Source organism: Streptomyces aurantiogriseus (genome assembly GCF_014649375.1).
GTDB classification, from domain to species: Bacteria; Actinomycetota; Actinomycetes; order Streptomycetales; family Streptomycetaceae; genus Streptomyces; species Streptomyces aurantiogriseus.
Genome location: NZ_BMSX01000024.1, coordinates 134,746 through 160,555 on the forward strand (window position 1 = coordinate 134,746; position 25,810 = coordinate 160,555).

Annotated in this window: 16 protein-coding genes and 1 pseudogene; 9 read left to right on the plus strand and 8 right to left on the minus strand. The window is 71.3% G+C overall.

Features of this window, described 5'->3' with window-relative positions; genetic code table 11:
* Positions 1 to 20 precede the first annotated feature (20 nt).
* From IE263_RS38380 to IE263_RS38390, 3 genes are all read left to right on the plus strand, one after another.
* The gene (locus tag IE263_RS38380) at positions 21 to 3,770 is read left to right on the plus strand and encodes a LamG-like jellyroll fold domain-containing protein (RefSeq protein ID WP_229911391.1); all 3,750 of its coding nucleotides are present in this window, start codon (positions 21 to 23) and stop codon (positions 3,768 to 3,770) included.
* A 124-nt stretch (positions 3,771 to 3,894) separates the two neighbouring features.
* Positions 3,895 to 10,344 carry an RHS repeat-associated core domain-containing protein gene (locus tag IE263_RS38385; RefSeq protein WP_229911392.1) on the plus strand — a complete coding sequence of 2,150 codons (6,450 nt, stop codon included), beginning with the start codon at positions 3,895 to 3,897 and terminating at the stop codon, positions 10,342 to 10,344.
* Complete coding sequence (locus IE263_RS38390; RefSeq protein ID WP_189942712.1) at positions 10,341 to 10,832, plus strand: hypothetical protein; 492 nt, start codon at positions 10,341 to 10,343, stop codon at positions 10,830 to 10,832. Before IE263_RS38385 ends, IE263_RS38390 begins: the two co-directional genes overlap by 4 nt.
* On the opposite strand, the gene IE263_RS38395 is transcribed toward IE263_RS38390, so the two are convergent.
* Positions 10,807 to 11,712: an aldo/keto reductase gene (locus tag IE263_RS38395; protein ID WP_189942713.1), complete on the minus strand. Its 906-nt coding sequence runs from the start codon at positions 11,710 to 11,712 to the stop codon at positions 10,807 to 10,809. The genes IE263_RS38390 and IE263_RS38395 overlap by 26 nt on opposite strands.
* A 1-nt stretch (position 11,713) precedes the next feature.
* A complete protein-coding gene (locus IE263_RS38400; RefSeq protein WP_229911393.1) occupies positions 11,714 to 12,700 on the minus strand; it encodes an NAD-dependent epimerase/dehydratase family protein in 987 nt (328 codons plus the stop codon).
* A gap of 45 nt (positions 12,701 to 12,745) precedes the next feature.
* Between IE263_RS38400 and IE263_RS38405 the strand changes: the two genes are divergently transcribed.
* The 5 genes from IE263_RS38405 to IE263_RS38425 all read left to right on the plus strand — a co-directional run bounded on the left by IE263_RS38405 (position 12,746) and on the right by IE263_RS38425 (position 17,958).
* A complete protein-coding gene (locus IE263_RS38405) occupies positions 12,746 to 13,255 on the plus strand; it encodes an Lrp/AsnC family transcriptional regulator (protein WP_229911394.1) in 510 nt (169 codons plus the stop codon).
* Positions 13,256 to 13,284: 29 nt separating this feature from the next.
* Positions 13,285 to 13,713, plus strand: a complete 429-nt coding sequence (locus tag IE263_RS38410) for a MerR family transcriptional regulator (RefSeq protein WP_189942714.1) — start codon at positions 13,285 to 13,287, stop codon at positions 13,711 to 13,713.
* Positions 13,710 to 14,042 carry a thioredoxin family protein gene (locus tag IE263_RS38415; protein ID WP_308430796.1) on the plus strand — a complete coding sequence of 111 codons (333 nt, stop codon included), beginning with the start codon at positions 13,710 to 13,712 and terminating at the stop codon, positions 14,040 to 14,042. Before IE263_RS38410 ends, IE263_RS38415 begins: the two co-directional genes overlap by 4 nt.
* Positions 14,043 to 14,232: 190 nt before the next feature.
* Positions 14,233 to 16,464, plus strand: coding sequence for a HelD family protein (locus IE263_RS38420; RefSeq protein WP_189942716.1), 2,232 nt, complete (start codon positions 14,233 to 14,235; stop codon positions 16,462 to 16,464).
* 75 nt (positions 16,465 to 16,539) lie between these two features.
* Entirely contained in the window at positions 16,540 to 17,958 is a 1,419-nt protein-coding gene (locus tag IE263_RS38425) for a cytochrome P450 family protein (protein WP_189942717.1), read from the plus strand.
* Positions 17,959 to 18,194: 236 nt separating this feature from the next.
* Here the strand turns inward: IE263_RS38425 and IE263_RS38430 are convergent, their stop codons facing one another.
* Together IE263_RS38430 and IE263_RS38435 are read right to left on the minus strand one after the other, a co-directional pair.
* Positions 18,195 to 19,955 carry an NlpC/P60 family protein gene (locus IE263_RS38430; protein WP_189942718.1) on the minus strand — a complete coding sequence of 587 codons (1,761 nt, stop codon included), beginning with the start codon at positions 19,953 to 19,955 and terminating at the stop codon, positions 18,195 to 18,197.
* Between the two features lie 119 nt (positions 19,956 to 20,074).
* Positions 20,075 to 20,674, minus strand: coding sequence for a TetR/AcrR family transcriptional regulator (locus IE263_RS38435; protein WP_189942719.1), 600 nt, complete (start codon positions 20,672 to 20,674; stop codon positions 20,075 to 20,077).
* Between the two features lie 80 nt (positions 20,675 to 20,754).
* On the opposite strand from IE263_RS38435, the gene IE263_RS38440 reads away from it, so the two are divergent.
* A complete protein-coding gene (locus IE263_RS38440) occupies positions 20,755 to 21,165 on the plus strand; it encodes a VOC family protein (protein ID WP_189942720.1) in 411 nt (136 codons plus the stop codon).
* 1 nt (position 21,166) lies between these two features.
* Here the strand turns inward: IE263_RS38440 and IE263_RS50375 are convergent.
* From IE263_RS50375 to IE263_RS38455, 4 genes and pseudogenes are all read right to left on the minus strand, one after another.
* A pseudogene (locus tag IE263_RS50375) lies at positions 21,167 to 21,280 on the minus strand (IS630 family transposase); the annotation flags it as partial.
* A gap of 22 nt (positions 21,281 to 21,302) precedes the next feature.
* Positions 21,303 to 24,071 carry a 1,4-alpha-glucan branching enzyme gene (gene glgB / locus IE263_RS38445; RefSeq protein ID WP_189942721.1) on the minus strand — a complete coding sequence of 923 codons (2,769 nt, stop codon included), beginning with the start codon at positions 24,069 to 24,071 and terminating at the stop codon, positions 21,303 to 21,305.
* A 13-nt stretch (positions 24,072 to 24,084) separates the two neighbouring features.
* Positions 24,085 to 25,455: a maltokinase N-terminal cap-like domain-containing protein gene (locus tag IE263_RS38450; protein ID WP_189942722.1), complete on the minus strand. Its 1,371-nt coding sequence runs from the start codon at positions 25,453 to 25,455 to the stop codon at positions 24,085 to 24,087.
* Between the two features lie 92 nt (positions 25,456 to 25,547).
* The coding region (locus IE263_RS38455) for an alpha-glucosidase C-terminal domain-containing protein (protein WP_189942723.1) at positions 25,548 to 25,810 on the minus strand (263 nt) is incomplete at its 5' end.

Consider the following 25,810-nt stretch of genomic DNA (forward strand, 5'->3'; position numbering starts at 1 on the left):
CGGTTCCGTCGCTCACCCCCTTGCTGGCGCCACAGACAGCGGTTGCCGCAGAGAGCGCCGATCTGACGGAGTCGGAGCGGGCGCAGCAGCAGGCGGCCGCCTCCGGCGAGCGCGTCGAGGTGGTCGGTGAGCGCACCGAACGGGAGACGGTTTTCGCCAATCCGGACGGAAACACCTTCACGCTCCGGAAGTCGATTGTTCCGGTGCGGGTGGAAAAGCCCGGAGGCGGCTGGACGGCGCCGGACGCGACGCTGGTGAAGCGGGCGGACGGGTCGGTCGGGCCGAAGGCGGCCGCGGTGGGTCTGTCGTTCTCCGGCGGTGGTGACGGCACGGACCTGGTGACGATCGCCGAGGACGGACAGTCGGTCACCCTGGGCTGGCCCGGGAAGCTGCCCGAGCCGCGCCTGGAGGGCACACGGGCGGTCTACGAGGACGTCCGCCCGGATGTGAACCTGATCCTCACGGCGACGGTGGAGGGCTTCCGGCAGGTGCTGGAGGTGGAGACGCTCCAGGCCGCGAAGGATCCGGCGCTGGCGTCGCTGAAGTACTCGATGGACGTCGAGGGGCTCCGGGTGCGTGCGGGCGCGGCCGGGAGCATGGAGGCGGTCGACGGCAACGGGCAGGTCGTGTTCCGCTCGCCGTCGGCCCGGATGTGGAACTCCGCCGGGCAGGCCGAGGACGGCGAGGGCGTGAGCGCGCAGGGCCTCGCGGTCCGGCCGCTCGCCAGGAGCGCCGCGGACGGGACGCCGGCCGTGGCCTCGTCGGAGGAGACTTCTGCGCCCGCCTCGCCGGAGGACACGTCCGCGGCCACCGCGGAGGAGCCCCCCGCGGCGAAGGCGTCGGCCACCCCGGCCGAGGAGCGTCCCGCCGGACCGGCCGAGGAGGGCGACCCGCTCGCCGGCCCCGGCGTCGGGGACGAGGCGGCGGTGATGGACGTGGACGTGACACCGACCCAGGTCACGGTCACGCCGGACGCCGGCCTGATCGCGGACACCACCAGCGCCGAACTGCCGCTCTACATCGACCCGTCGGTCGAGATGAACGAGTCCGAGCGCACGGTGCTCTCCTCGGACGGCGACTCCTTCTACAACTTCTCCGGCGGCGACAACGGCATGAGCGTCGGCCGCTGCGGCTCGGCCGTCATCGGCGGTGTGCGCTACTACTGCACGTCGGGCAGCGCCTACACCAACCGCATGTACTTCGAGTTCACCCCGGGCAAGCTCAAGGGCAAGCACGTGCTGGACGCGACGTTCGCGGTCACGGAGACATGGTCGTTCTCCTGCGACGCGCGCTGGGTGGACCTGGAGCGCACCGACGGCATCTCCTCGTCGTCGAAGTGGCCGGGACCCGGCGGTCCGAAGTCGGACAACTCCTGGGACCAGATGGGCGACCGGTACGTCTCGGCGGGCCGGGGCAGCGCGTGCTCCCCGTCGCAGCCGCGTGCGCCGATCGAGTTCAACGACAACCCCGACGAGGCGGACGAGAACCTCACCTCGACGGTGCGGGCCTTCGCCGACGGCAAGTTCAAGACGCTCACGCTGATGCTCAAGGCGAAGGACGAGTCGGACCCGATCGCCTGGAAGCGGTTCGACGACGACGCCGTCATCGACGTGACCTACGTCGGCAAGCCCGCCGTCCCCACCGAGTACGGCCTGGAGACCGGCACCAACCAGATCTGCTCCAAGAGCTCCACGGCACCGACGACCTGGTCCGACCCCACCCCCAACCTCGCCGCCACCCCGCAGACGGTGGCCGGCGGTGAGGCCTCGGCCTCCCTGCGCGTCTACTTCGACCTGGACGTGAAGAACACCGACGGCACCTGGTCCGACGCGAAGGAGCCCTCCACCGGCTCGATGAGCCCCAGCGGCTACACCGGGGACGGCGTCGACCAGAACAAGACGTGGGACGCGCCCCTGACGGACGGCAAGCAGTACCGCTACCGCTCGTGGACGCGCTCGTACTACAACAGCGGCAACAGCGATCTGGGCGGACCCGCGAGCCCGTTCTGCTACTTCACCGTGGACAGCAGCGCGCCGAAGCCGCCGACGGTCACCTTCAACACCACGTACAAGGAGTGCGTGCCGGGCGCCTGCACGCCCTCGGGTGCCCCGGGCAAGGCGGGGACGGTGACGTTCGGTCCGTCCGCCGGGGACACGAACACCGCCTACGCCTACAAACTGTCCACGGACACCGCCTGGCGGCCGTGGAAGTCGGGCGCGACGGTGACCGAGACCGTCACCCCGGTCGACTCGGGCACGATCACCCTGGAGGTCATGGCCAAGGACTCGCTGGGCCGGACGGGACAGAACAAGGTCCGCTTCCTGGTCGACGAGGGCGACGGTCCCGTCGGTCGGTGGACGTTCAACGAGGCCTCCGGCGCGGCCGTCGACGTCTCGGCCGGCACCACCACCTCCCTGCGCGACGACGCGACGCTCAGCGGAGCGACCCGGGTGAACACCGGACGGCGCGGTGTGGTCACCGAGAACGGGGTGACCGGCGAGGACAAGGCGCTCAAGGTCGGCGGCACCTCGTACGCGGCGACCGCCGGGAAGGTGCTGGAGACGCAGGCGTCGTACACGGTGTCGGCGTGGGTGCGGCTGGACTCCACCAGCACCACGTCGACCGTGCTCGGCCAGGACGGCACCTACTACAGCCCCTTCTTCCTGGGCTACTGCTCCGCCGTGAACCGCTGGTGCCTGCGGCTCGCGGACGCCGACGCGGCCACCACCTCCCTGGACAACCAGCGGGTCAACTCGCTGGACGCCCCACAGGCCAAGGTCTGGACGCATCTGGCGGCGGTGGTCGACACCACCGCCAAGACCCTCACCCTGTACGTCAACGGCGTGCCGCAGGGCACCGACACCCTCACCACCGGCAACTGGTCGGCCACGGGCCCGCTGCAGATCGGCCGGGTCAAGTACAAGGGTGGCTACGTCGACCACTTCCCGGGCGAGGTGGACGAGGTCACTGTCTGGCAGGACATCAAGCTGCCCGAGGCGATGGCCCGTGAGGCCAACCCGACCGACACGGCCGGCAAGGCGTACGCCGAGCTCGTCGCCCAGTACGCCCCGGAAGGCGCCACCGGCACCACGCTGACCGACACCTCCGGCTACGGCAACACGCTGACCCTGTCGGCCTCGGGAGCCTCCCTCGACGGTGAGGCGCTCGTGCTGGACGGCACCGCGGGCGCGGCGACGGCAGCGCGGTCGCCGGTGTCCGACACCGGCTCGTTCACCGTCGCCACCCTCGCCGACGTCGACACCAAGGCGCTCGGCGCCAAGCCGGACGGCTACCGCGCCCAGGTCCTCGGCCAGCGCACGGCGACCGGCTCCTCGTGGAGCCTGTGGGTGGAGAAGACCGGCACCGAGAGCGAGCCGGTGCTGGACGACGACGGCAATCCGGTCCTCGACGACAACGGCGTCCCGGTGACCCGCACGGTCCCCAAGGCCCGCTGGCACTTCGGCCGGCTCACCGCCGACGGCTCCGGCACCTCCGTCGTCAGCGACGAGGACGCGGTCCTGGACAGCGAGGTCGGTCTGGTCGGCGCCTACAACGCGCACACCCGTGAGATCACCCTGTTCGTCGGCAGCACGCGGCAGGGCGACCCCCTCGCCTACACCGCGTCGGCGGGCAGCGGGGAGTTCGCGGCCGGCAAGGGCTTCACGGACAGCGCCTGGGCCCACCACCTGCCCGGCCGCATCACCGACATCCGCCTGTGGGCGGGCGCGGTGACGGACCCGACCCAGGTCGAAGAGCTCGTCGGCTACTGACGCCCCTCCGTGCCCGCCCACCCCGGAGGGTGGGCGGGCACGGACACCCCCGCACGTCGGCACACCTCGCCTCCCACGCTTCGGGCCGCGCACCAGCCGCCCTTCATCCCAGGAGAGCCTTCCTGTGTCCTCTCGCCTGTTCCCAGCCCGCCCCCGTGTCCGGCGGGGTGCGCTGACCGTCCTGCTGGCGGCGGTGCTCTCCGTACCGGCCTCCCTCACCCCCCTGGCCTCGGCGGCCGAGGCGGCCGGACAACCCGGCCGCCCCGCCGTGCCCCGCGTCAAACCCTCCAAGGTCCGCCAGATCACCACCCCCCAGGCCAAGGCGGCCCGGGCCAAGGTGGCCCAGGAGAAGAAGGCCAACCAGAAGCTCGTCGACACGGCCCGCGCCGAACGCCGTACGGACTGGCCGAAGCCCGGGACCGAGACCAGCCGGGTGGGCACCGCCCCCGCGGACGGCCGGCTGGTCACCATCGGTACGGCACCGACGGCCAAGGGCGCCAAGGCCTCCGGCACGGCCACCGTACGGGTCGTCGGCCAGGACGCGGCCCGCGCGGCCGGCGTCACCGGCGTGGTGTTCACGGCCACGGCCGACACCCCGGGGGCCGCCGAAGTCACCGTCGACTACGGCTCGTTCGCCTCCGCGGTCGGCGGCGACTGGTCCGCCCGCCTCGGCCTGGTCACCCTCCCCGCCTGCGCTCTGACGACCCCGCAGAAGGCGGCCTGCCGTACGGCGACCCCCGTCGCCTCGGCCAACGACGTCACCGGAGAGCGGCTCACGGCGCAGACCAGGCTCGCCGGCACCGCCCCCACGGTCATGGCCGTGACGGCCACCGCGGCGACCGCGTCCACGGCCGGCAGCGGCGACTTCGCGGCGACCCCGCTGTCGGCCTCCTCGAGCTGGACGGCCGGCGCCTCCTCGGGCTCGTTCTCCTGGTCGTACCCGATCACCGTGCCCCCGCCGGCCGCGGGCCCCTCGCCCGTCGTCTTGCTGTCGTACGACTCCGGGAGCGTCGACGGGCGGACGGCCAACACCAACAACCAGTCCTCCCTGGTGGGCGAGGGCTTCGACCTGACCTCGTCCTACGTCACCCGCTCCTACGGCTCCTGCGAGGACGACGGCCAGACCGACAAGCACGACCTGTGCTGGAAGTACGACAACGCGTCCCTGGTGCTCAACGGCAAGGCCAACGAGCTGGTCAAGGACGACACCACCGGCGAATGGCACCTGAAGGGCGACGACGCCTCCAAGGTCGTCCGCCACACCGACGCGGACAACGGCGACGGCGACGGCGAGTACTGGACGCTGGTCACCGGCGAGGGCACGACGTACACCTTCGGCCTGCACAAGCTGCCGGGCGCGGGCAGCGAGCGCACGAACTCCGTGTGGACGGTCCCGGTGTTCGGTGACGACAGCGGTGAACCCGGCCACGACAAGGGCAGCGAGTTCAAGAACCGCGCGGAGACGCAGGCCTGGCGCTGGAACCTCGACCTGATCCAGGACGTCCACGGCAACGCCGCCACCTACTGGTACACGGCGGAGACCAACCACTACGCCAAGAACGGCGACAAGACGGCCCTGGCCTCCTACACACGCGGCGGCCACCTCACCGAGATCCGCTACGGCCAGCGCGCCGACACCCTGTTCACCGCGCCCGCCTCGGACAAGGTCACCTACACCTACAAGGAGCGCTGCACGGCCTCCGACTGCTCCTCGCTGACCGAGGACACCGCCGACAACTGGCCCGACGTCCCCTTCGACGGGATCTGCTCGGCGAGCGAGGACGACTGCAAGGCCACCGGCCCCGGCTTCTTCACCCGTAAGCGGCTCACCGGCATCACCACCTCCTTCTGGTCCCGCGCTGCCGAGCCGGACGCCTTCCTGCCGGTCGACTCCTACGCCCTGGAGCAGGAGTTCTTCGACGGCCAGGACATCGGCAACAGCTCCGACCAGGTCCTGGTCCTGAAGTCGCTGAAGCGCACCGGCAGGAACGGCACCGACATCGCCCTGCCGCCCGTCGACTTCACCTACCAGCAGCGCCCCAACCGGGTCGACTCCACCAGCGACAACATCCTCGCCCTGACCCGCCCGCGCATCGCCTCCATCGTCTCCGAGACGGGCGCGATCACCTCGGTCACCTTCTCCGACCCGGAGTGCGTGCGCGGCAGCAGGATGCCCGCGGCCGAGGACGACAACGGCCTGTCCTGCTACCCGGTGTACTGGAACATCAACGGCGGCGACACCCGACTGGACTGGTTCCACAAGTACCGCGTCACCGCGATCTCGACCAACGACCCGGGCGCCGGCAACCCCGGCACCCAGACGACGTACGAGTACGCGAACCCCGGCTGGCACTACAACGACGACCCCTTCACCAAGGAGAAGGAACGCACCTGGTCGATCTGGCGCGGCTACCAGAAGGTCACCGCCTACACCGGTGAGGCGGGCGCGACCCGCTCGAAGACGGTCAAGCTGTTCCTGCAGGGCATGAACGGCGACAAACGCAGGGACGGCACGACCCGGTCGGCCACGGTCACCGGCCTCGACCTCGACAACACCACCGCCGTCACCACCGACAACCTCGACGTCGCCGACCTCACCGACCACGACCACTACGCCGGCCAGCTGCGCCAGGAGATCGTCTACGACGGCTCGACGGCGATCTCGGCCACCGTCCACAACCTGTGGGCCGAGGAGACCGCGAGCCAGCAGAAGTCGTACGCCCACACCAAGGCGTACTTCGTCAAGACGGCCCGCACCTACAGCCACACCTACCTCACGGCCGCCCGGAAGTGGCGCCTCGCGGCGACATCGTTCACCTATGACCCGACGTACGGGATGGTGACGACGGTCGAGAACCACGGCGACTGGTCCGTCACCGGTGACGAGACCTGCACCCGCACCTGGTACGCCCGCAACGACGCCAAGGGCCTGACGGCGCTGGTCTCACGCACCCGCACGGTTGCCAGGACCTGCGCCACGACGGACGCCTCGCTCTCCCTCCCCGCCACCTCGGCCACCCGCGGCGACGTCCTCTCCGACACGGCGACCGTGTACGACAACCCGGCCGCCACCGGCTGGTCCCCGGACCAGGAGCCGACCCTCGGCCTGCCCACCTGGACCGGCCGCGCCAAGGCCTACCCGGCCGCCTCCGGCACCGCCGAGCGCAACCCGCTGCCCGCCACCGGCTGGCAGACCGTCACCACGACCACCTACGACACGGCCGCCGCCAAGCTGGGCCGGCCGCTCACCGTGACGGACGCCAAGGGCCGCACCACGACGACCGCCTACTACCCGGCCGCAGCGGGCCCGCTGACCACCAAGGTCGTCACCAAGCCGAAGCTGGCCGCCAACGGCCAGGCACACCAGACCACCACCGTCCACGACCCGGCGCGCGGCACCGAGAGCTACGTCCTCGACCAGAACACCCGGCGCACCGAGCACACCTACGACTCCCTCGGCCGGATCACCGCGACCTGGCTGCCCAACCGCTCCAAGTCGGGCAACGACACCCCGAACGTCAAGTACGGCTACGGCCTGGAACGCGACAAGGCCCCCTGGACGTCCGTGTCCACGCTCAAGGCCGACGGCACCACCTACAGCACCGTCTACTCGCTGCACGACTCGCAGCTGCGCCCCGTCCAGACCCAGAAGCCGTCGCCGCAGGGCGGCCGCATCCTGACCGACACCCGCTACGACAGCCGCGGCCTCGCCTACGAGACCTACGCGGACGTCTACGACAACACCACCGCCCCCACCGGCACCTACGCCCAGACACCGTACGGCGGCGGCAGCCAGACCCAGACGGAGTTCGACGGCGCCGGCCGGCCCGTGAAGTCGACCTTCCTCGTCGACGGGGTGAAGAAGTGGAGCACCACCACGGTCCACACCGGTGACTCGACGGCCACCAGCGCGGTGGACGGCGCCAACGCCACCCGCACGATCACCGACGTCTTCGGCCGCACCACGGAGACCCGCACCTACGCCGGCCCCCAGCCGAACGACACCGAGTACGGCGCCGCCACCGGCACCTCCTACACGCGGGTCCGGCAGACCTACACCGCCGACGGCAAGGAGGAGACGCTCACCGGCCCGGACGACGCCAAGTGGTCCTACACCTACGACCTGTTCGGGCGCCGGGTGAAGTCCGTCGACCCCGACAAGGGCACCACCGTCACCACCTACACCGACCTCGACCAGATCGACACCACCAAGGACGCCGAGAACCGGCTCCTGCTCCACGGCTACGACGAGCTCGGGCGCACCACCTCCCTGTGGAAGACAGAGCGCACCGAAGCCAACAAGCTCGCCGCCTGGACCTTCGACAGCGTCCTGAAGGGCCTGCCCACCGGCTCCACCCGCTACGAGGGCGGCAAGGCCTACACCCGGCAGGTCACCGCCTACGACACCCTCGGCCGAGCCACCGCCACCACGCTGACGCTGCCCTCCGACGACCCGCTGGTGACCTCCGGCGCGATCGCGGCCACCAGCACCTTCGAGACGACGTACCGGCTCGACGGCACGGTCGGCACCAGCAAGCAACCGGCCGCCGGCGGCCTCGCGGCCGAAACGGTGGAGACCCGCTACAACAGCACCGGCCTGGCGAACGAACTCTCCGGCGCCACCGGCTACCTCCTCGCCGCCGACTACAGCGCGCTGGGCCAGGTCGGACAGCTGCAACTGGGCACCGCGGCCGGCACCAAGCGCGTCTTCCTGACCAACACCTACGAGAAGGGCACCGGCCGGCTGCTGAACGCGGCCGTGGACGACCAGACCCGCGGCCCGGTCCAGGACCTGACCTACGGCTACGACCAGGCCGGCAACGTCACCTCGATCTCCGACAGCGGTGACATCGGCACCGGCACCGACAACCAGTGCTTCGCGTACGACGCCCAGCGCCGGCTGACCGAGGCCTGGACGCCGAAGACCGCCGACTGCGCGGCCTCCGGGCGGACGGTGGCCAACCTGGGCGGCCCCGCTCCCTACTGGACGTCGTACACCTACACCGCCTCCGGGCAGCGCAGGACCGAGAAGCAGAACACCGCGAGCCCGGTCACCACCACCTCCTGCTACAACGACACCACCCGTCCGCACGCGCTGACCGCGACCACCACCGGCAGCACCTGCACCGGGGTCGCCGCGCAGTACACCTACGACGACACCGGCAACACCGAGAAGCGCGTCGAGAAGGCCGGCTCCACCACCGCGCAGAGCCTGGAGTGGAACACCGAGGGCAAGCTCGCCAAGCTCACCGAGGGCACGACCGCCACCGGCTACCTCTACGACGCCGACGGTGAACTCCTCATCCGCCGCGACAGCGCGAGCGGCGGCGAGACCGTCCTCTTCCTCGGCGCCACCGAGGTCCACCTCAAGGCGGGCCAGAAGTGGGCCAACCGCTACTACACCGCCGCCGGCGCCACGATCGCCCTGCGCACCAACCAGTCCGGCACCGAGAAGCTCAGCTTCCTGGCCGCCGACCACCACGGCACCAGCTCGATCGCCGTCACCGCGGACGCCACCCAGGCCCTGACCAAGCGCTACAGCACCCCCTTCGGGGCGGGCCGGGGTGCGACGACCGGCGTCTGGCCGGACGACAAGGGCTTCCTCGGCAAGTCCGCCGACACCGGGACCGGCCTCACCCATGTCGGGGCACGGGAGTACGACCCGAGCACGGGGCAGTTCCTGAGCGTCGACCCGGTGCTGCAGGTGGAGATCCCGCAGACGCTCAACGGGTACAGCTACGCGGCCCAGAACCCGGTGACGACCTCCGACCCGTCCGGCCTCGCGCTGCTGTGCGGCGGGGACGAGCCTGCCTGCCCCGACGACGGCGACCCCATGCCGGAACCCGCCACCCACGACGGCAACGGCATCACCCTCGGCCAGCCGGGCAAGACCCACAAGGACGCCAACGGCAACTACTGCAACTCGGCGTGCGTGGCGCAGATCTACTACCAGCAGTGGCTCAACGCCAAGCACATCGCGGAGAATGCGGCCCTCGACGCGATGATCCAGGGCTACCAGTTGCCGAACTCGGCGGCGACCCTCGCCATTCCCGAGTGGACCATGCCCGACGACTGCGACAAGGCCTGCCAGGCGAAGCTCTTCACCCTGCAGATGAAGTACCTGAACCGGGGCGGCAGCGGCAAGGACTTCGACGGCGGGCCCTTCGACTGCGAAGGAGGACACGGGTGCGGCATGTTCGAGAAGCTCAGCGAAGAGCTGCTCGGACAGAAGACGCAGGCCGATGTGGCCGGTACCGGGTACTTCGTGGCCGCCTCCGTCCTCGGCAAGGACCTGAACTGCTTCAAGGACCAGGGGCTCAACGTGTGCCAGACCTCCTCCTCCTGGCTCTTCGGGAGGGGCGGAACGACGGTCGGCAACACCTACGTGACCGGCTACGACCCGGAGTTCACCGAGCCGGACCGTCTCAAGCACGAGCGTGTGCACATGAAACAGTGGGACGGGCTGGGCTTCCGGATGGCCTGGGACTACTTCCAGGAAGGCACCTACGCGTGCACGAACAAGTTCGAGGTGGAGGCGGACCTCGACGACGGCGGGTACGACTTCTGCCCATGACCGGGAACCGTGCCGCACTCGCGTCGGCGCTCGCCGCGCTCGTCGTCACCGCGGGCTGCACCCGCCAGGCGCCGAACCCCCCGGACTTCGGGTACGCCCGAGGTCCGGAGGGCGGCGTGCTGATCGCCTACCCCCTCTGCCCCGGGGCCGAGGTCTCCGGGGCCGAGGTCCAGGTCCTCCTCGACGACGGCTTCAAGAAGCTCTGGAGCGCGCGGGGACCCCGCTCGCCGGACGTCAGGGGCGGCCTCTTCGAGGTCGGGAACGGCGCCGGATTCACGCAGGAGGAACGACGGCTGAGCGGGAAGCTCCCGGACGGTTTCTACGTGGGCGTGTCCGAGTCGGTGGGCGGCAGGGAGACGGACGGCAGGGACGGCTGGATCGACCTCTCCCGGCTCGAGGGCGCCCGGCTCGGAGAGGGGGAGTACATGACCCACACCGGAAAGGTGCTGACCCGGGCCGCCGTCAACGCACAGCGGCGCTGCTCCTGACCGACCGCTCCAACCGCACCGACTCCTCTTCCCCCAGCACCAGTTCCGCCGCCCCGGCGGAGTCCCGGACCGTCTCCGGCCGACTCGCGCCGGGAATCGGGATCACCGCCGGGGAGCGCGACAGGAGCCAGGCCAGGCAGACCTGCTGGGGGCTCACCCCTCTCTCCCGGGCGATCGCGTGGAAGGCGCCGAAACGCCGCTCGCCCTCCAGGCGGGACGGTCCGTCCAGGGAGCTGCGGGAGATGCCGCCCAGCGGGCTCCAGGGGAGGAACGCCAGCCCCAGCTCGGCGCAGAGCCGCAGCTCGCGCTCGCTGTCGCGGACGGCGGGGGAGTAGCGGTTCTGGACCGAGACCAGCCGGTCGCCGAGGATCGCGCGGGCCCGCCGTATCTGCTCCGTGTCCGTGTTGGAGAGGCCGGCCAGCCGGATCTTGCCCTCGTCGAGGAGGTCCCGCAGGGCGCCCACCGACTCCTCGAAGGGCACCGCCGGGTCCGGCTTGTGGAGCTGGTAGAGGCCGATCGCCTCGACGCCGAGCCGCTTGAGGGAGGCCTCCGCGGCGGCCTTGAGGTGGCGGGGGTCGCCGTTCACCGTCCAGTCCGCGCCGGCCGGTCTGCCCCGGCCGCCCTTGGTCGCCACGAGCACGCCGTCCGTGCGGCCGCCGTAGGTGGCCAGGGCGCGGGCCACGAGCCGTTCGTTGTGGCCGGGTTCCGCGCCCGGCAGATGGTAGGAGTCGGCCGTGTCCAGCAGGGTCACGCCCGCGTCCAGCGCCGCGTGGACGGTGGCCAGGGCGCGGGCCTCGTCGGGGCGCCCCTCGATGGACAACGGCATCGCGCCGAGCCCGATCGCGCTCACCCGCAGGTCGCCGAGGGTGCGATGGCGCACGTCAGCCGTCCTTTCCCAGGGTCTCGGCGACGGCCTGCGGCAACCACTGCCGTACGTCGCCGAAGCGGAACCCGAGCCGGCGGGCCCGGGAGGTGTCCATGCCGTAGGAGCGGGCGAAGGAGAAGGGGGAGACCTCGCCGACCTCGACGGCCTGGAAGACCGTCCGGCCGTCCGGGACGTGCTTCGCCACCTGCGCGCACAACACCTCGGTCGTCAGCAGCCCGTGGGAGGCGGCGTTGACCGGCCCGGTGAAGTCCCGGCCCGCCGCCCAGGCGAGGAAGCCGGCGATCTCCTCGACATGGATGTAGGTGGCGGGCTGGTTCGCCACCGGGACGGCGATCGGCTCGCCGGTGCGGATGCGGTCGGCGTAGTGGTCGAGGCGGCCGGTGAAGTCGTCGGCCCCGCCCAGGACATGGGCGACCCGGACGGCCGTCCAGGGGAACTCCGGCTCGGCCGCGAACACCGCCTCGGCCTGCCGCTTGCCCTCGCCGTAGTGCGTGTCGAGGAACCCGGGGTCGTCCCAGGGGAGGTCGAGATCGACAGCCACGCCGAGAGGATCCACGTCCTGCTCCCGTACGAGCGCGATCGAGTCCTCGTACTCGTACACCTCGACCGTCGAGGTCATCACATAGCGGCGGGTGCGGCCGGCGAAGACCCGGCGGGCGGTCGCCGCCTGCCGCGGCGTGTAACAGACCTGGTCGACGACGACGTCGAAGGTGCGCGAACCCAGCGCCGTGTTCAGCGACTTCTCGTCATTCCGGTCGGCGACGAGAGGAATTGCGCCCTTGGGCGGCGGCGACGATCCGCGATTCAGGACCGTCACCCGGTCCCCGGCGGCGAGCAGCCGCGCGATGAGGCGCTTGCCGAAATAGCGGTTCCCGCCGATGACCAATACCTCTCGGGCCTTCGCCTCTCCTGCCTTCGCCTCTCCCGCCCTTGCCTCTCCCGCCTTTGTCTCGCCTGCGATTACCTCTTCGGTCTTTTCCATGACCATAATTCTCCCGGCGTCCACACCCGTCCTGAAGGGGGAACCATGGGAGTTCAGGCCACCGCACCGAAAGAACCACGGCATCTGCGCCCCGCCGCCAACGAAACGCCGGTGGGCTTCGACGCGCTGGACCGGCAGATCCTGGAGCTGCTCCAGACCGACGGCCGGATCAAGCTCAGCGAGCTGGGCCGCCGGGTGCGCCTCAGCCCGGCGGCGGTCACCGAGCGGGTGCGGCGGCTGGAGGCCGCCGGCGTGATCAGCGGCTACGGCGCCCATGTCGTCCCGGCCCGCCTCGGTTACGGCATCCAGGCGTTCATCCGCGTCAATCCGCACGGCGGCTACAACCTCAAGCACCCCCGCACCCTGGAGCTGATCGGGCGTCCCGAGATCACCGAGGTGCACCACGTGGTCGGCGAGGACTGCTGGATCCTCAAGGTCGCCGTCCAGGACACCGTCCACCTGGAGGAGCTCCTCGAGGAGATCTCGGTCCTCGGCCGCACGACGACGTCGATCGTGCTCACCTCGCCGGTGGAGCGCAAACCGCTGTTGCCTTGACGTCGGCGTCAAGCCGTACGGTCTCAGGTATGCGAATCGGCGAGCTGGCCGCCCGGGCCGGGACCACCACGCGGGCGCTGCGGTACTACGAGTCGCGGGGGCTGCTGCCCGCGCGCCGTGACGAGCTGGGTCATCGTGCGTACGACGAGCGCGACCTGCGACTTCTGCAGCAGATCAGGACGTTGCGGGACTTCGGGTTCGACCTGGAGGAGACCCGGCCCTTCGTGGAGTGCCTGCGGGCCGGGCACCCGGAGGGCGACTCGTGCCCGGCGTCGCTCGCGGTGTACCGGCGCAAGCTGGCGGAGCTGGACGCGCTCATCGGGGAGCTGCGGACGGTGCGGGACGAGGTCGCCGGGCAGCTCGAGCGGGCCGAGCTGGCGCGGGACGAACTGGCCGCCGAGGCGCTGGTTCCGGGGGGTCCGGAACCCGTGTGCGAGCTGGGAGGGCAGGAACGGTGATCAAGGCGGCCGGAGTGACCGAGGTGACGGACGCGGACTTCGGGGCGGAGGTGCTGGGGGCGGAGCTGCCGGTGCTGGTGGAGTTCACCGCCGACTGGTGCCCGCCGTGCCGGCAGATGGCGCCGGTGCTGAGCGCGCTCGCCGCGGAGGAAGGGGAGCGGCTGAAGGTGGTGCAGCTCGACGTGGACCACAACCCGACGACGACCAACCACTACAAGGTGCTGTCGATGCCGACGTTCATGGTGTTCCGCGGAGGGGAGCCGGTGAAGGCGATGGTGGGGGCGCGGCCGAAGCAGCGGCTGCTGGAGGAGCTGTCGGACGTGATCTGACGCCTCCGGGCTCGCCCCCGTGCAGAGAAAAAACCCCTGGGTAATTGCGCCCAGGGGTTTTCTGTGCATATATTCAATGGTTCGCGACTTCACGGGGTCGGTCGCGAAAGAAGTTCAGTAGGCGTAGTATATCCGGGCGGGAGTGGAATTGTCAAACACCGAGTCACACGCCGAATTCACCGATGGTGAAATGCGTGGTGAACAGGAATTCATCGACGGCCTGTACGCCCGCGTGGACGCGCTGCGCGGCGACACGGAAGCCTCCGTCACCGACGCGCTCGCCCAGGGCGACAAGCCCATGCAGGCCCGGCTGGAGCGGGACATCCTGGTCGCCGAACGCTCGGGACTGCTCGCCGCGCTGAACGCCGTGGACGGCTCCCTCTGCTTCGGCCGCATCGACCTGTCCTCCGGTACGAGCCACCACATCGGCCGGATCGGTCTGCGCCTGGACGACGCCGAGCGCACACCCGTCCTGGTCGACTGGCGCGCCGACGTCGCCCGCCCCTTCTACCTGGCCACCGGCCACACCCCGATGGGCCTGCGCCGGCGCCGGCACATCAGCACCGAGGGCCGCCGGGTCACCGCCCTGCACGACGAGTTCCTCGACCTCGGCGACGCCACCCGCACCGGGCACGAGGACCCGGCCGGCGACGACGTCCTGCTCGCCGCGCTCAACTCCGCGCGCACCGGCCGCATGAGCGACATCGTGCAGACCATCCAGGCCGAGCAGGACGAGATCATCCGGGCGCCCCACCGCGGGGTGCTGGTGGTCGAGGGCGGGCCGGGCACCGGCAAGACCGCGGTCGCCCTGCACCGCGCCGCCTACCTCCTCTACGAACACCGCGAGCTGCTCGCCAAGCGTGCCGTCCTGATCGTCGGTCCCAATCCCGCCTTCCTCGGCTACATCGGTCAGGTGCTGCCCTCGCTGGGCGAGACGGGCGTGCTGCTCGCGACGGTCGGCGAGCTGTACCCGGGCGTGCGGGCGACGGCCACGGACACGCCCGAGGCGGCCGCCGTGAAGGGCCGCGCCGACATGGCCGACGTCCTCGCCGCCGTCGTACGCGACCGGCAGGCGCTGCCCGACCCGGTGATCGCCATCGCGCACGACCGTGAGGTGCTGATGCTCGACGACGGGCTCGTGGGCGTCGCCCGCGAACGCACCCGGGCCGCGAAGCTGCCGCACAACACGGCCCGCGAGCACTTCGAGGGCCACATCCTCAACACCCTCACCGAGCTGTACGCCGAACGCGTCGGCACCGACCCCTACGACGGGTCCAACCTCCTCGACCCCAGCGACATCACCCAGATCCGCGACGAGCTGGCCGAGAACCCCGACGTCTGGTCCGCCATCGACCAGTTGTGGCCGGTGCTCACCCCGCAGCGCGTGGTCGCCGACTTCCTCGCCGACCCCGAGGGGTACGTCTCCGACGCGGACGCGGCCGCCATTCGCCGCCCGGTGACGCGGGCCTGGACGGTCGCGGACGTGCCGCTGCTCGACGAGGCCGCCGAACTCCTCGGTGAGGACGACCGGCTGGCGCGGGAGCGCGCCGAGCGCGAGCGGGAGCGGCAGGTCGCCTACGCCCAGGGCGTGCTGGACGTCTCCTACGCCTCCCGGACCTACGAGTTCGAGGACAAGGAGGACGATGACCCCGATGCCTCCGAGGTCCTGTCCGCGCACCACATCATCGACGCCGAGCGGTTCGCCGAGCGGCACGAGGAGGACGACCACCGCAGCGCCGCCGAGCGCGCGGCGGCCGACCGGACCTGGGCGTTCGGCCACATCATCGTCGACGAGGCGCAGGAGCTGTCGCCGATGGCCTGGCGGCTGCTGATGCGGCGCAGCCCGACCCGCTCGATGACCCTGGTCGGCGACCCGGCGCAGACGGCGGAAGCGGCCGGCGTCGGCTCCTGGTCGAAGATCCTCCAGCCGTACGTCGAGGACCGCTGGGAGCACACCCGCCTCGGCGTCAACTACCGCACCCCCGCCGAGATCATGGAGGTCGCGGCGGCCGTCGTCCGCGCCGAGCACCCCGGCTTCGTCCCGCCCAGCTCGGTGCGCTCCACCGGCGTACGGCCCTGGGCGCGCGCCACCGACGACCTGCCCGGCGCGGTCGCCAAGGCGGTCGAGGAGCTCACCCCCGCCGAGGGACGGCTCGCGGTGATCGCCCCGCGCGAGCTGCACCGCGCGCTGGCCGCCCGACTTGACGGGGTGACGGCGGGCGCCGAGCCGGACCTCACGCGGACCGTCGTCCTGCTGGATCCCCGCCAGTCCAAGGGCCTGGAGTTCGACTCCGTGCTCGTGGTCGAACCGGCCCGGTACGGCACCAGTGATCTGTACGTCGCCCTGACCCGTGCGACGCAGCGGCTCGGTGTGGTGCATACCAAGGAGCTGCCGAAACCGCTGGCAGAAGCACTCGCGTAACGCAGGATCACCAAGACGTAACAGTTCACGCCGTGATCACTGCGCGTGCACGGACGGTGCGGTAAGCGTTGCGGTATGGAAGCCCACCCCCACGCCACCGCACCGTCAGACGCGCCCGCGCTCGGGTCACTGCCGGTGGAGCCGCTGCTCACCGCGGAGTTCGACGCCGACCCGGGCGCGGTGTACGAACGGCTGCGGCGCATCCACGGGCCGGTCGCGCCGGTCGGTCTGATGGGCGTACCGGTGTGGCTGGTGCTGGAGTACCGGGAGGTGCTGGAAGTCCTGCGCAACGAGTGCCTCTGGCGGCGCGACGTACGGCACTGGCGGGCCCGGGCGCAGGGCCTGCTCCCGCCGGAGTGGCCGCTGCTGGCGGGCTACGAGGTACGCCAGATGATGTTCATGGACGACGAGGAGCACCGGGCGGTCCGCCGCACCCACCACGCCTCGCTGAGCCCCTTCCAGAACGCCAGGACCCCCGAGGGCTGGGAGCTGCGCTCGGCCGTCGCCCGTTACGCCGACGAACTCGTCGCCCTGCTCGCCGCGGAGTCGGGTCGCACCGGCTTCGCCGACCTCGGCGCGCAGTACACCCGGCCGCTGCTGCTGATGGTCACCACCAAGCTGTTCGGCTGCCCGGTCGAGCTGGGCGACGAGCTGGTCATGGACCTGTGGCGGATGCTCGACGGCGGCCCCGACGCGGCCGCCGCGACCGCCCGCGCCCTGGCCGCCTTCACCCGGCTCGCCGCCCACCGCAGGGCCCGCCCCGGCGACGACCTCACCTCCTACCTGCTGCTCGCCGACCCCGACCTCACCGACGAACAGCTCGGCCGGGAGCTGTTCATGAACGCCGTCTACCTCAACGACATCACCGGCAACATGGTCCTCAACACCCTGCTGGAGGTGCTGCGCGGCAACGCCACCGTCCGCCGCAGCCTCTCCGCCGGGCAGCTCGGCGAGACCGTCAACCGGGCCGCCCTCGCCAATCCGCCGGCCGCCAACCTGTGCTTCCGGTTCGCCGCGCGGGACGTCCGGCTCGGCAACTACTGGATTCGCGCCGGGGACGCCGTCTCGCCGTCCGCGGCCTCGGCCCACCGCGACCTGCTGGACCTCGGCTCCTCCCACATGGTCGGCTCCACGGTCTCCACCCGGGCCCATCTGGGCTGGGGCGCGGGCCCCCACCAGTGCCCCACCGCGGCCCGCGAACTGGGGTCCCTGATCGTCACCACGGCCGTCGGCCGCGTCTTCGACCACTTCGCCCAGGCCGAACTGACCCTGCCCGCCGACCAGTTGCCGTGGCGGTCGGGGCCGGTGGTGCGGGGGTTGCGGATTCTCCCGGTGCGGTACGGGCTGGCGGCCCAGGAACCGACGGCCCGCCGCCTCGACTCACCGCAGGCCCTGGTCGCCCCTCAGGGCGAGGGCCATACGAGGGGGCTGCTGTCCGCCTTGCGGCGGCTGATGTTCGGGGGCCGGGAGAAGGGTGCCGCCACCGACGTCTGAAAAGCGTCACCTGTCTCAACCTCTACCAGATCCTCGACGCCCTCCAGGACCTGCTGAACTGCTGGACCGGCAGCTGCACCACCTGCCACCAACATCTGCCCAGCTGTGACAGATGCAGCCGACCCCGGTCCGGCACCGAATGCGGCTGCATCGAGAGGAGGTCGTACGGCGGGAAACCGGTCTCCCCGACACGGCGATGCACCCGCCGGTGCTACGACACGGAGGAGGCGCGCGGATCAGAAGCGGCGGATCACCCGCAGCTTGTCCGTGTACAGGTCGCTCGCCGTGCCGTCGATGATCGACTTCCCGCCGACGTCGGCCATGGTCGGCCCGTTGGGTGTCTTGCGGCTGGAGACGAAGCGGCGCTTGCCGTGCTGGTCCAGGCCCATGTAGATGCCGGTGTGGGAGACGGCACCGTCGTCGGGGTCGTTCCAGAAGAGCACGTCGCCGATCCGCAATGTGCCGAGCGGGGGCGGCGCGTCGGTGGCCTGGGCGACGACGATGCCGGGACTGGAGGCGGCCTGCCACTCCGACCTGCGCGGCAGGTACCGGCGCTCCACCGAGTCCTCCGCGATGCCCATGGGAACGCCCAGGTGGTAGCCGTAGACCATCCGGACGAAGCCTGAGCAGTCGAGGTGCCCCAGCCACTTCGGGTCCGGGGTCTCGGTGACGCTCTCGCCGCTGGGGAAGGTCCAGGTGAGCCCCATGTACTCGTGGAAGTCGGCGCCCACCTCGCGCAGTCCGGAAGCCAGCAGTTCGCTGTACCCGGATTCGCCGAGCACCTGTGCGTTCTGGCGTGCGGGGTCGGTGACGGCCGGCGCGAAGGGCCGGTACATCGAGGAGTACGTGAGGGCGTCGGGCGAGGTGTCGCCCGCCCACGCGCGGATCCGCTGCTCCACGGCGGCCGTCCACGTGCCGTCGAACGGCTCCGGGAGGACCCGTACCCACGTGTCGTGGGTGACGACCGGCGGATCGGTCCAGGTCGCCGTGTCGATCCTGAAGTCGTAGACCCTCGCCTGCGGGAGCACCGTGGCACCGGTTGAGGCGAGGCCCCGGACCCCGACCGTGCCCGAGCGGAAGACGGCGTCCGGGGCCTTCTCCGGGTCGCGCGCACTGTGGTGCCACACGTCCGTGGGCTCGTCGTCCACGCCCGTCGTGACGTGCCGCCAGGCACGGGCGCGCAGGACGTCGCCGGCCTTCTCGACCCGGACCCACCAGTGGTCGAACGCCTTGAAGCCGGTGCCGACCGTGACGGCCGCGCTCAAGGTGGTCGGTGCGTCGGCGAGTTCCTTCTCGAGGACGAGCTGGACGTCTCCCGCGGGGGTGACGATCAGCCGCGCCCGGTAGTGGTTGTTGACGTTCTGGGCGGCGAAGACGAGGCCGAGGGAGACGGGCGCCCCGACGGGCAGCTTGTCGAAGGAGAACCGGGCGGCGGCGTAAACGTCGCCGATGCCATGATCGGGAAGCAGGGAATAGCGGCTCTTGCCGGCGGCAAGCGTGATGGCGGCCCGGCCGCTCTCGACGAAGTAGTCCGCGTCGACGCCATTGTGGTGGGACCATGTCCCGCCGCCGGGCGACGTACCCCAGCCGCCGGTGGGCGGGGTCCGGTCGAACGCGTCCCGGACCGCCTTCTTCTGCTCGGTGAACCAGCGCCGCGCCCCGCGCAGCGTCACCGTCCGCGCCCCCGTGGTCAGCGTCGCGATCACGCCCGTGCCGTCCGAGACCTCCAGGCCGCCGGCGATCGCACGGGTGGTCAGCGCGCCGGCCGGGTGCGGGGCATAGTGCCAGGGGTCGGTCGGGTCGATCAGCACCGGGACCCGGAAGCCGGGCGCCTGCGCGACGGGCTCGGCCGACGACGCCGCCACCGTCGGGAGGGCGGCCGGGGCGGCGGCGTTCGCGGTCGGCGCCGCGGCGAGCGGCAGGGCGCTGCCCGCCGCAGCTCCAGCGAGGGCGGTGAGGGCCGCTCTGCGGCTCAGTGAGGATTTCGGTGCGGACATGCGAGGGTCCCCCCGTGCGGAAAACGCATGATCGGACGATCGTGCGAGGAGTGACCTTACCCAGCTCCTCTTGAGCCCAGCGTGGTGAGCTGGTCGATTTCGACGGCTCGGCAGAGGGCTCAGTCGGCGCGCAGCGCCTGGAGCATGCGCTTCAGCGCGGCCGCGGCGTCTGCCAGGTCCTCGGGACCGGAGGACGGGGACGCCAGCCAGAGTGCCGCCTCATTCATCGCCCCCGACAGCAGATGGACCAGGGGCGTGACGGGCTGCGGCACGATGATCCCCGCCTCGACGAGGGAGGTCAGTGCCTCGGCGAGATGGCGGGCCGAGGCAGCCTCGTCCATCGCCCGCCATTCGCTCCAGCCCAGCACGGCCGGGCCGTCCACCAGCATGATCCGCTGTATCTCCGGTGCGGTGGCCGCGGCGAGGAACTCCTGGCAGCCGACCGTCAACTGCATCCATGGATCATCCTGGGCCTCGGCGGCCGCGGCCACCCGCCGGCCCACTTCCTGCTGGGCCTCCTCGAGCACTGCCCGGAAAAGATCCGTCTTGCCACCAGGGAAGTGATGGTAGAGCGCTCCCTTGGTCACCCCGGCCGCCTGTACGAGCTCCGCCAGCCCCACTGCGGCATAGCCGCGCTCCGAGAACAGCCGCCTGCTCTCCCGTAGCAGCGCCTGCCTGGTCTGTTCCCGCTGCTGCGCCCGGACGCCCTGCTGCCGCATCGCACCCCACTCATTGACATACCGTCGGTACGTCAATAGCTTAGCGGCATACCGACGGTACGCGAAAAAGGGGAGTCGTGATGAGGCTGACCAGCTTGTATCCGGTGATCTGCACGGCCCGGCTGAAAGAGTCCCGCGACTTCTACACACGCCTGCTGGGGTTCGGCACGACCTTCGAGGCGGACTGGTACATCAGCCTGCGACACCCGGGGGAGGCCGGTTACGAACTCGCTCTCCTCGACCACACCCATCCCACGCTCCCGGAGGGCTACCGCAGCTCCGCCCAGGGTCTGTTGCTCAACTTCGAAGTCGAGGACGTGGACGCGGAATGGCACCGGCTCGTCACCCGCGAAAAGCTCCGGCCCCTCCTCGAGCTGCGCAGCGAGGACTTCGGGCAGCGGCACTTCATCGTTGCCGACCCCAACGGCGTCCTGATCGACATCATCACGCCGATCGCTCCCACCGCGGAATACGCCGAGCAGTACGTCTAGGCCGTCGCCGGTGGCCGGCTCTGGTGCGGATCAGCGCAGCCATCGAGGCACGTTCGGCGCCTGCGGCGGTGACCCGCACCACCGGGGTGTGGCCCCGGCGACCCCAGGTGCGGCCGCCGCCCACGCGCGGACAGTCCCTATGCCGGGCGGAGCCACACCGTCGCCAGGGGCGGCAGCGTCAGGCGGATGCTTGCCGGGCGGCCGTGCCGGCCCTGGGGCTCCGGCTTGACCGGGTGGGGATGGGAGACGTCGCTGCCGCCGTAGCGGTCGGCGTCGGTGTTCAGGATCTCGTGCCAGGCGGGGATGTCATCCGGGACACCGAGGCGGTAGTCGTGGCGGACGACCGGCGAGAAGTGGGAGACGGCCAGCAGCGGGGTGCCGTCGGCGTCGTGGCGGAGGAAGGCGAGGACGTTGTCGTCGGCCGCGTCGCCGACCACCCACTGGAAACCGTCGGGGGTGGTGTCCCGCTCCCAGAGGGCGGGGGTCGAACGGTAGACCGCGTTCAGGTCGCGGACCAGATCCCGCACACCCCGGTGGTCGGCCTCGGCGCCGTAGGCGGGGTCGAGGAGCCACCAGTCGGGACCGTGGGCCTCGGACCACTCCGCGCCCTGGGCGAACTCCTGGCCCATGAAGAGGAGCTGCTTGCCGGGGTGCGCCCACATGAAGGCCAGGTAGGCGCGGAGGTTGGCGCGCTGCTGCCACCAGTCGCCGGGCATCTTCGACACCAACGAGCGCTTGCCGTGGACGACCTCGTCGTGGGAGATCGGCAGGACGTAGTTCTCGCTGTACGCGTACACCATCGAGAAGGTCATCTCGTGGTGGTGGTACTTGCGATGCACCGGCTCGTGGGCGATGTACTGCAACGAGTCGTGCATCCAGCCCATGTTCCACTTCAGCCCGAAACCGAGCCCGCCGAAGCCGCTCGGACCCCGGTGGTGCGTGGCCCGGGTGACACCGTCCCAGGCCGTGGACTCCTCCGCGATCGTCACGACACCCGGATTCCTCCGGTACACCGTCGCGTTCATCTCCTGGAGGAAGGACACCGCGTCCAGGTTCTCCCGGCCGCCGTGCTCGTTCGGCGTCCACTGGCCCGGCTCGCGCGAGTAGTCGAGGTAGAGCATCGAGGCGACGGCGTCCACCCGCAGCCCGTCGATGTGGAACTCCTCGCACCAGTACACCGCGTTGGCCACCAGGAAGTTGCGCACCTCGCGCCGCCCGAAGTCGAACTCGAGGGTTCCCCAGTCGGGGTGGGCGGCCCGGAGCGGGTCCTCGTGCTCGTACAGCGGGCGCCCGTCGAACTCCGCCAGCGCCCAGTCGTCGCGCGGGAAGTGCGCCGGCACCCAGTCCATCAACACACCGATCCCGGCCCGGTGCAGGGCGTCCACCAGGTACTTGAAGTCGTCCGGTGTGCCGAGCCGGGCCGTCGGCGCGTAGAAGCCGGTCACCTGGTAGCCCCAGGAGCCGCCGAAGGGATGCTCGGCGATCGGCATCAGCTCGACATGCGTGAAGCCCAGGTCCTTGACGTACGCCGGGAGCTGCTCGGCGAGTTGGCGGTACGTCAGTCCCGGTCGCCAGGACGGAAGGTGGACCTCGTACACGGAGAACGGGGCCTCGTGGACCGGCCGGTCGGCCCGGCGGGCCAGCCACTCCTCGTCGCCCCACTCGTAGTGCGAGGCGTGCACGATCGACGAGGTGGCCGGCGGGGCCTCCGTACGGCGGGCCAGCGGGTCGGCGCGCAGGGTGCGCGAGCCGTCGGGGCGGGTGATCTCGAACTTGTACAGCTCGCCCTCGCCGATGCCCGGCACGAACAGCTCCCAGACCCCGGAGGAGCCCAGCGAGCGCAGGGGGAACCCGGTGCCGTCCCAGAAGTTGAAGGTGCCGGCCAGCCGCACCCCACGCGCGTTCGGCGCCCACACGGAGAAGCGGGTGCCGGTCACGCCCTCGTGGGTCATCGGGTGCGCGCCGAGCACCGTCCACAGCTGCTCGTGCCGGCCCTCGCCGATCAGATGCAGGTCCAGCTCGCCCAGCGTGGGCAGGAAGCGGTACGCGTCCTCGGTCTCCTGCACCGCGCCCTCGTACGCCACGAGGAGGCGATAGGCCGGGACCTCCTGGAGAGGCAGCAGGCCGGAGAAGAAGCCGTCGCCGTCGTCGTGGAGCTCGGCGTGCAGGTCACTGGAGACGACCGTCACGGACAGGGCGTAGGGACGGAAGGCCCGGAAGACGATCCCGCCGGGCGCCGGGTGCGCGCCGAGGACGGCGTGCGGGTCGTGGTGGGTGCCGTGCAGCAGGCGTTCCCGGTCGGCGGCGTCCAGGGCGGGGGAGAGGGCGACAGCCGAAGGCTCGACGACCGGCTCGATCGCGGGCGCGGCGGTGGGCTCGACGGCGGGTGCGGCGGTGAGCTTCCTCGCCGGAGCTTTCTTCGCGGGCGCCTTCTTGGCCACGGTCTTCTTGGCGGCCGTTTTCTTGGCCACGGTCTTCTTCGCCACCGCCGCCGTCTTCTGCGCCACTGTCTTCTCTGCTGCCGTCTTCTTCGCCGCCGCCGTCTTCTCCGTGGGCGCCTTCTTGGCGAGCGCCTTCTTCGCGGCGACCTTCTCGGCAGCAACCTGCTTGGCAGCGGTCTTCTTGGCAGCGACCTGCTTGGCAGCGGTCTCCTTGGCGGGTGCCTTCTTGGCGGGTGCCTTCTTGGCAACGGCCTTGTCGGCAGCGACCTGTTCGGCAGGTGCCTTCTTGGCCGTGACCTTCTCGGCGGTGACCTTCTCGGCAGCGACCTTCTTGGCCGCCGCTGTCGTCTTGCTCGCCGCCTTCTTGGCCACGCTCTTCTTCGCCACCGCCTTCTTCGCCACCGCTTTCGCGGCGGCAACCTTCTTCTTCGGGGTCGAACCGTCGGACGGGGGACTGGGAGTCACGGGCGAAGCCTCCTCAGAGCTGGTCGGATGCGGCGAGCCTGCGTATCGCGGAGAGCGGGACGGGGAGCCAGTCGGGGCGGTGCCGGGCCTCGTAGACGACCTCGTAGACGGCCTTGTCGGTCTCGTAGGCGCGCAGCAGTACGGGGTCGGTGCGTGGGTCGGCGCCGGCCACCTCGGCGTACCCGGAGCAGTACGCCGCGCGGCAGGCCGCGGCCCAGCCGGGTGCCGGCGGGTCGGCCGAGTGGGCCGCGTAGTCGAAGGAGCGCAGCATGCCCGCCACGTCCCGCACCGTCGGCTGCGGCATCCTGCGCTCGGCGAGCGGCCGGGCCGGCTCGCCCTCGAAGTCGATCAGCGCCCACTCCCCGGAGGGCGCGCGCAGACACTGTCCGAGGTGCAGGTCGCCGTGGACGCGCTGGGCGGTCCAGGTGTGGCCCTCGGCCGCGAGGCCGGCCAGCGCCGTGAAGGCGGTGCGCAGGGCGGGCGCGTACGGGTGCAGCGCGGGCACCGCCTGCGCGGCCGCGTCGAGCCGCTCGATCATGCCGTCGACCAGCGGCCCCAGCTGGGCGTGTCCCAGGGTCGCCGTGGGCAGGGCGCCGGCGAGCGCCGTGTGCACCTCGGCGGTGGCGCGCCCCAGCGCCCGCGCCTCGGCGCCGAAGTCCTCCCCCTTGGCCAGCTCCCGCAGCGCCAGCTCCCAGCCGTCCGTCGCCCCCTGCACATACGGCTGGAGCACGCCCAGGACGTACGACTCCCCGTCGAGCTCGGCGTGCATCCACGCCGTCGGCGCCGGCACCCGGGGGCAGCCCTCACGGGCCAGCGCCAGCGGCAGCTCCAGGTCGGGATTGGTGCCGGGGACGACCCGGCGCAACAGCTTCAGGATGAACGTATCGCCGTAGACGACCGACGAGTTCGACTGCTCGGACGTCAGGCGACGCGGTATGAGGCCGGTGCGTATCTCCTGCGCAGGGTCCCGCTCGCAGCGCAGGACGCCGATCCGGGCCCGGGTGCGCAGCGCCTCCAGCAGCACCTCGGTGGGCCGGGTGTCGTACAGGGCGTCGTACACCGTCCGCCCGGCGAGCGGCCCGTCCGGTACGTGGCCGATCAGCGCGGGCGCCAGCCGGGGCGGCAGCGCCTCGCGTACGCCGAGCAGGAGCTGGTAGCAGTCGCCGGGCACCGCTCCCTGGTGGGCGCGCACCAGCAGGTGGTACAGACCGAGCCGGGATTCGGCCGGGAGCAGTTCGGTGGCCGCCACCAGCGAGAACCCGGTGACCGGACTCCCCTTGCCGGCGAACCAGCGCTGCCGTGGCAGCCACTCCCGCAGCAGGGGCGTCAGTGACGCGAGGAGGCCGGCGCTCGTCTTGCCGGAAAGGGTGACCGTTTCCGCCATGGCGTCACGTTCCTTTCCCCAGGGGGGCGGGGTCGGGGTGTTACTGATGCGTGCCCCGGGCGGGGCAGGGGAAACCGCCCCGCCACAGGGTTCTAGACGGCGTCGCTGCGGAGCCGGAACCAGTAGAAGCCGTGCCCTGCGAGGGTGAGCAGGTACGGCAGCTCGCCGATCGCCGGGAAGCGGACCCCGCCGAACAACTCCACCGGGTAGCGGCCCTCGAACCGGCGCAGGTCCAGCTCGGTGGGCTGGGCGAAGCGCGAGAAGTTGTGCACGCACAGGACGAGGTCGTCCTCGTACTCGCGCAGGAAGGCGAGCACGGCCGGGTTGGACGAGGACAGCTCGGTGTAGGAGCCGA

Excerpts from the sequence above, each read along its gene's own strand:
- IE263_RS38390 (WP_189942712.1), top strand. The coding sequence starts at position 10,341 with ATGACCGGGAACCGTGCCGCACTCGCGTCGGCGCTCGCCGCGCTCGTC.
- IE263_RS38400 (WP_229911393.1), bottom strand. The coding sequence starts at position 12,700 with ATGGAAAAGACCGAAGAGGTAATCGCAGGCGAGACAAAGGCGGGAGAG.
- IE263_RS38405 (WP_229911394.1), top strand. The coding sequence starts at position 12,746 with ATGGGAGTTCAGGCCACCGCACCGAAAGAACCACGGCATCTGCGCCCC.
- IE263_RS38410 (WP_189942714.1), top strand. The coding sequence starts at position 13,285 with ATGCGAATCGGCGAGCTGGCCGCCCGGGCCGGGACCACCACGCGGGCG.
- IE263_RS38420 (WP_189942716.1), top strand. The coding sequence starts at position 14,233 with ATGCGTGGTGAACAGGAATTCATCGACGGCCTGTACGCCCGCGTGGAC.
- IE263_RS38425 (WP_189942717.1), top strand. The coding sequence starts at position 16,540 with ATGGAAGCCCACCCCCACGCCACCGCACCGTCAGACGCGCCCGCGCTC.
- IE263_RS38430 (WP_189942718.1), bottom strand. The coding sequence starts at position 19,955 with ATGTCCGCACCGAAATCCTCACTGAGCCGCAGAGCGGCCCTCACCGCC.
- IE263_RS38435 (WP_189942719.1), bottom strand. The coding sequence starts at position 20,674 with ATGCGGCAGCAGGGCGTCCGGGCGCAGCAGCGGGAACAGACCAGGCAG.
- IE263_RS38440 (WP_189942720.1), top strand. The coding sequence starts at position 20,755 with ATGAGGCTGACCAGCTTGTATCCGGTGATCTGCACGGCCCGGCTGAAA.
- IE263_RS38450 (WP_189942722.1), bottom strand. The coding sequence starts at position 25,455 with ATGGCGGAAACGGTCACCCTTTCCGGCAAGACGAGCGCCGGCCTCCTC.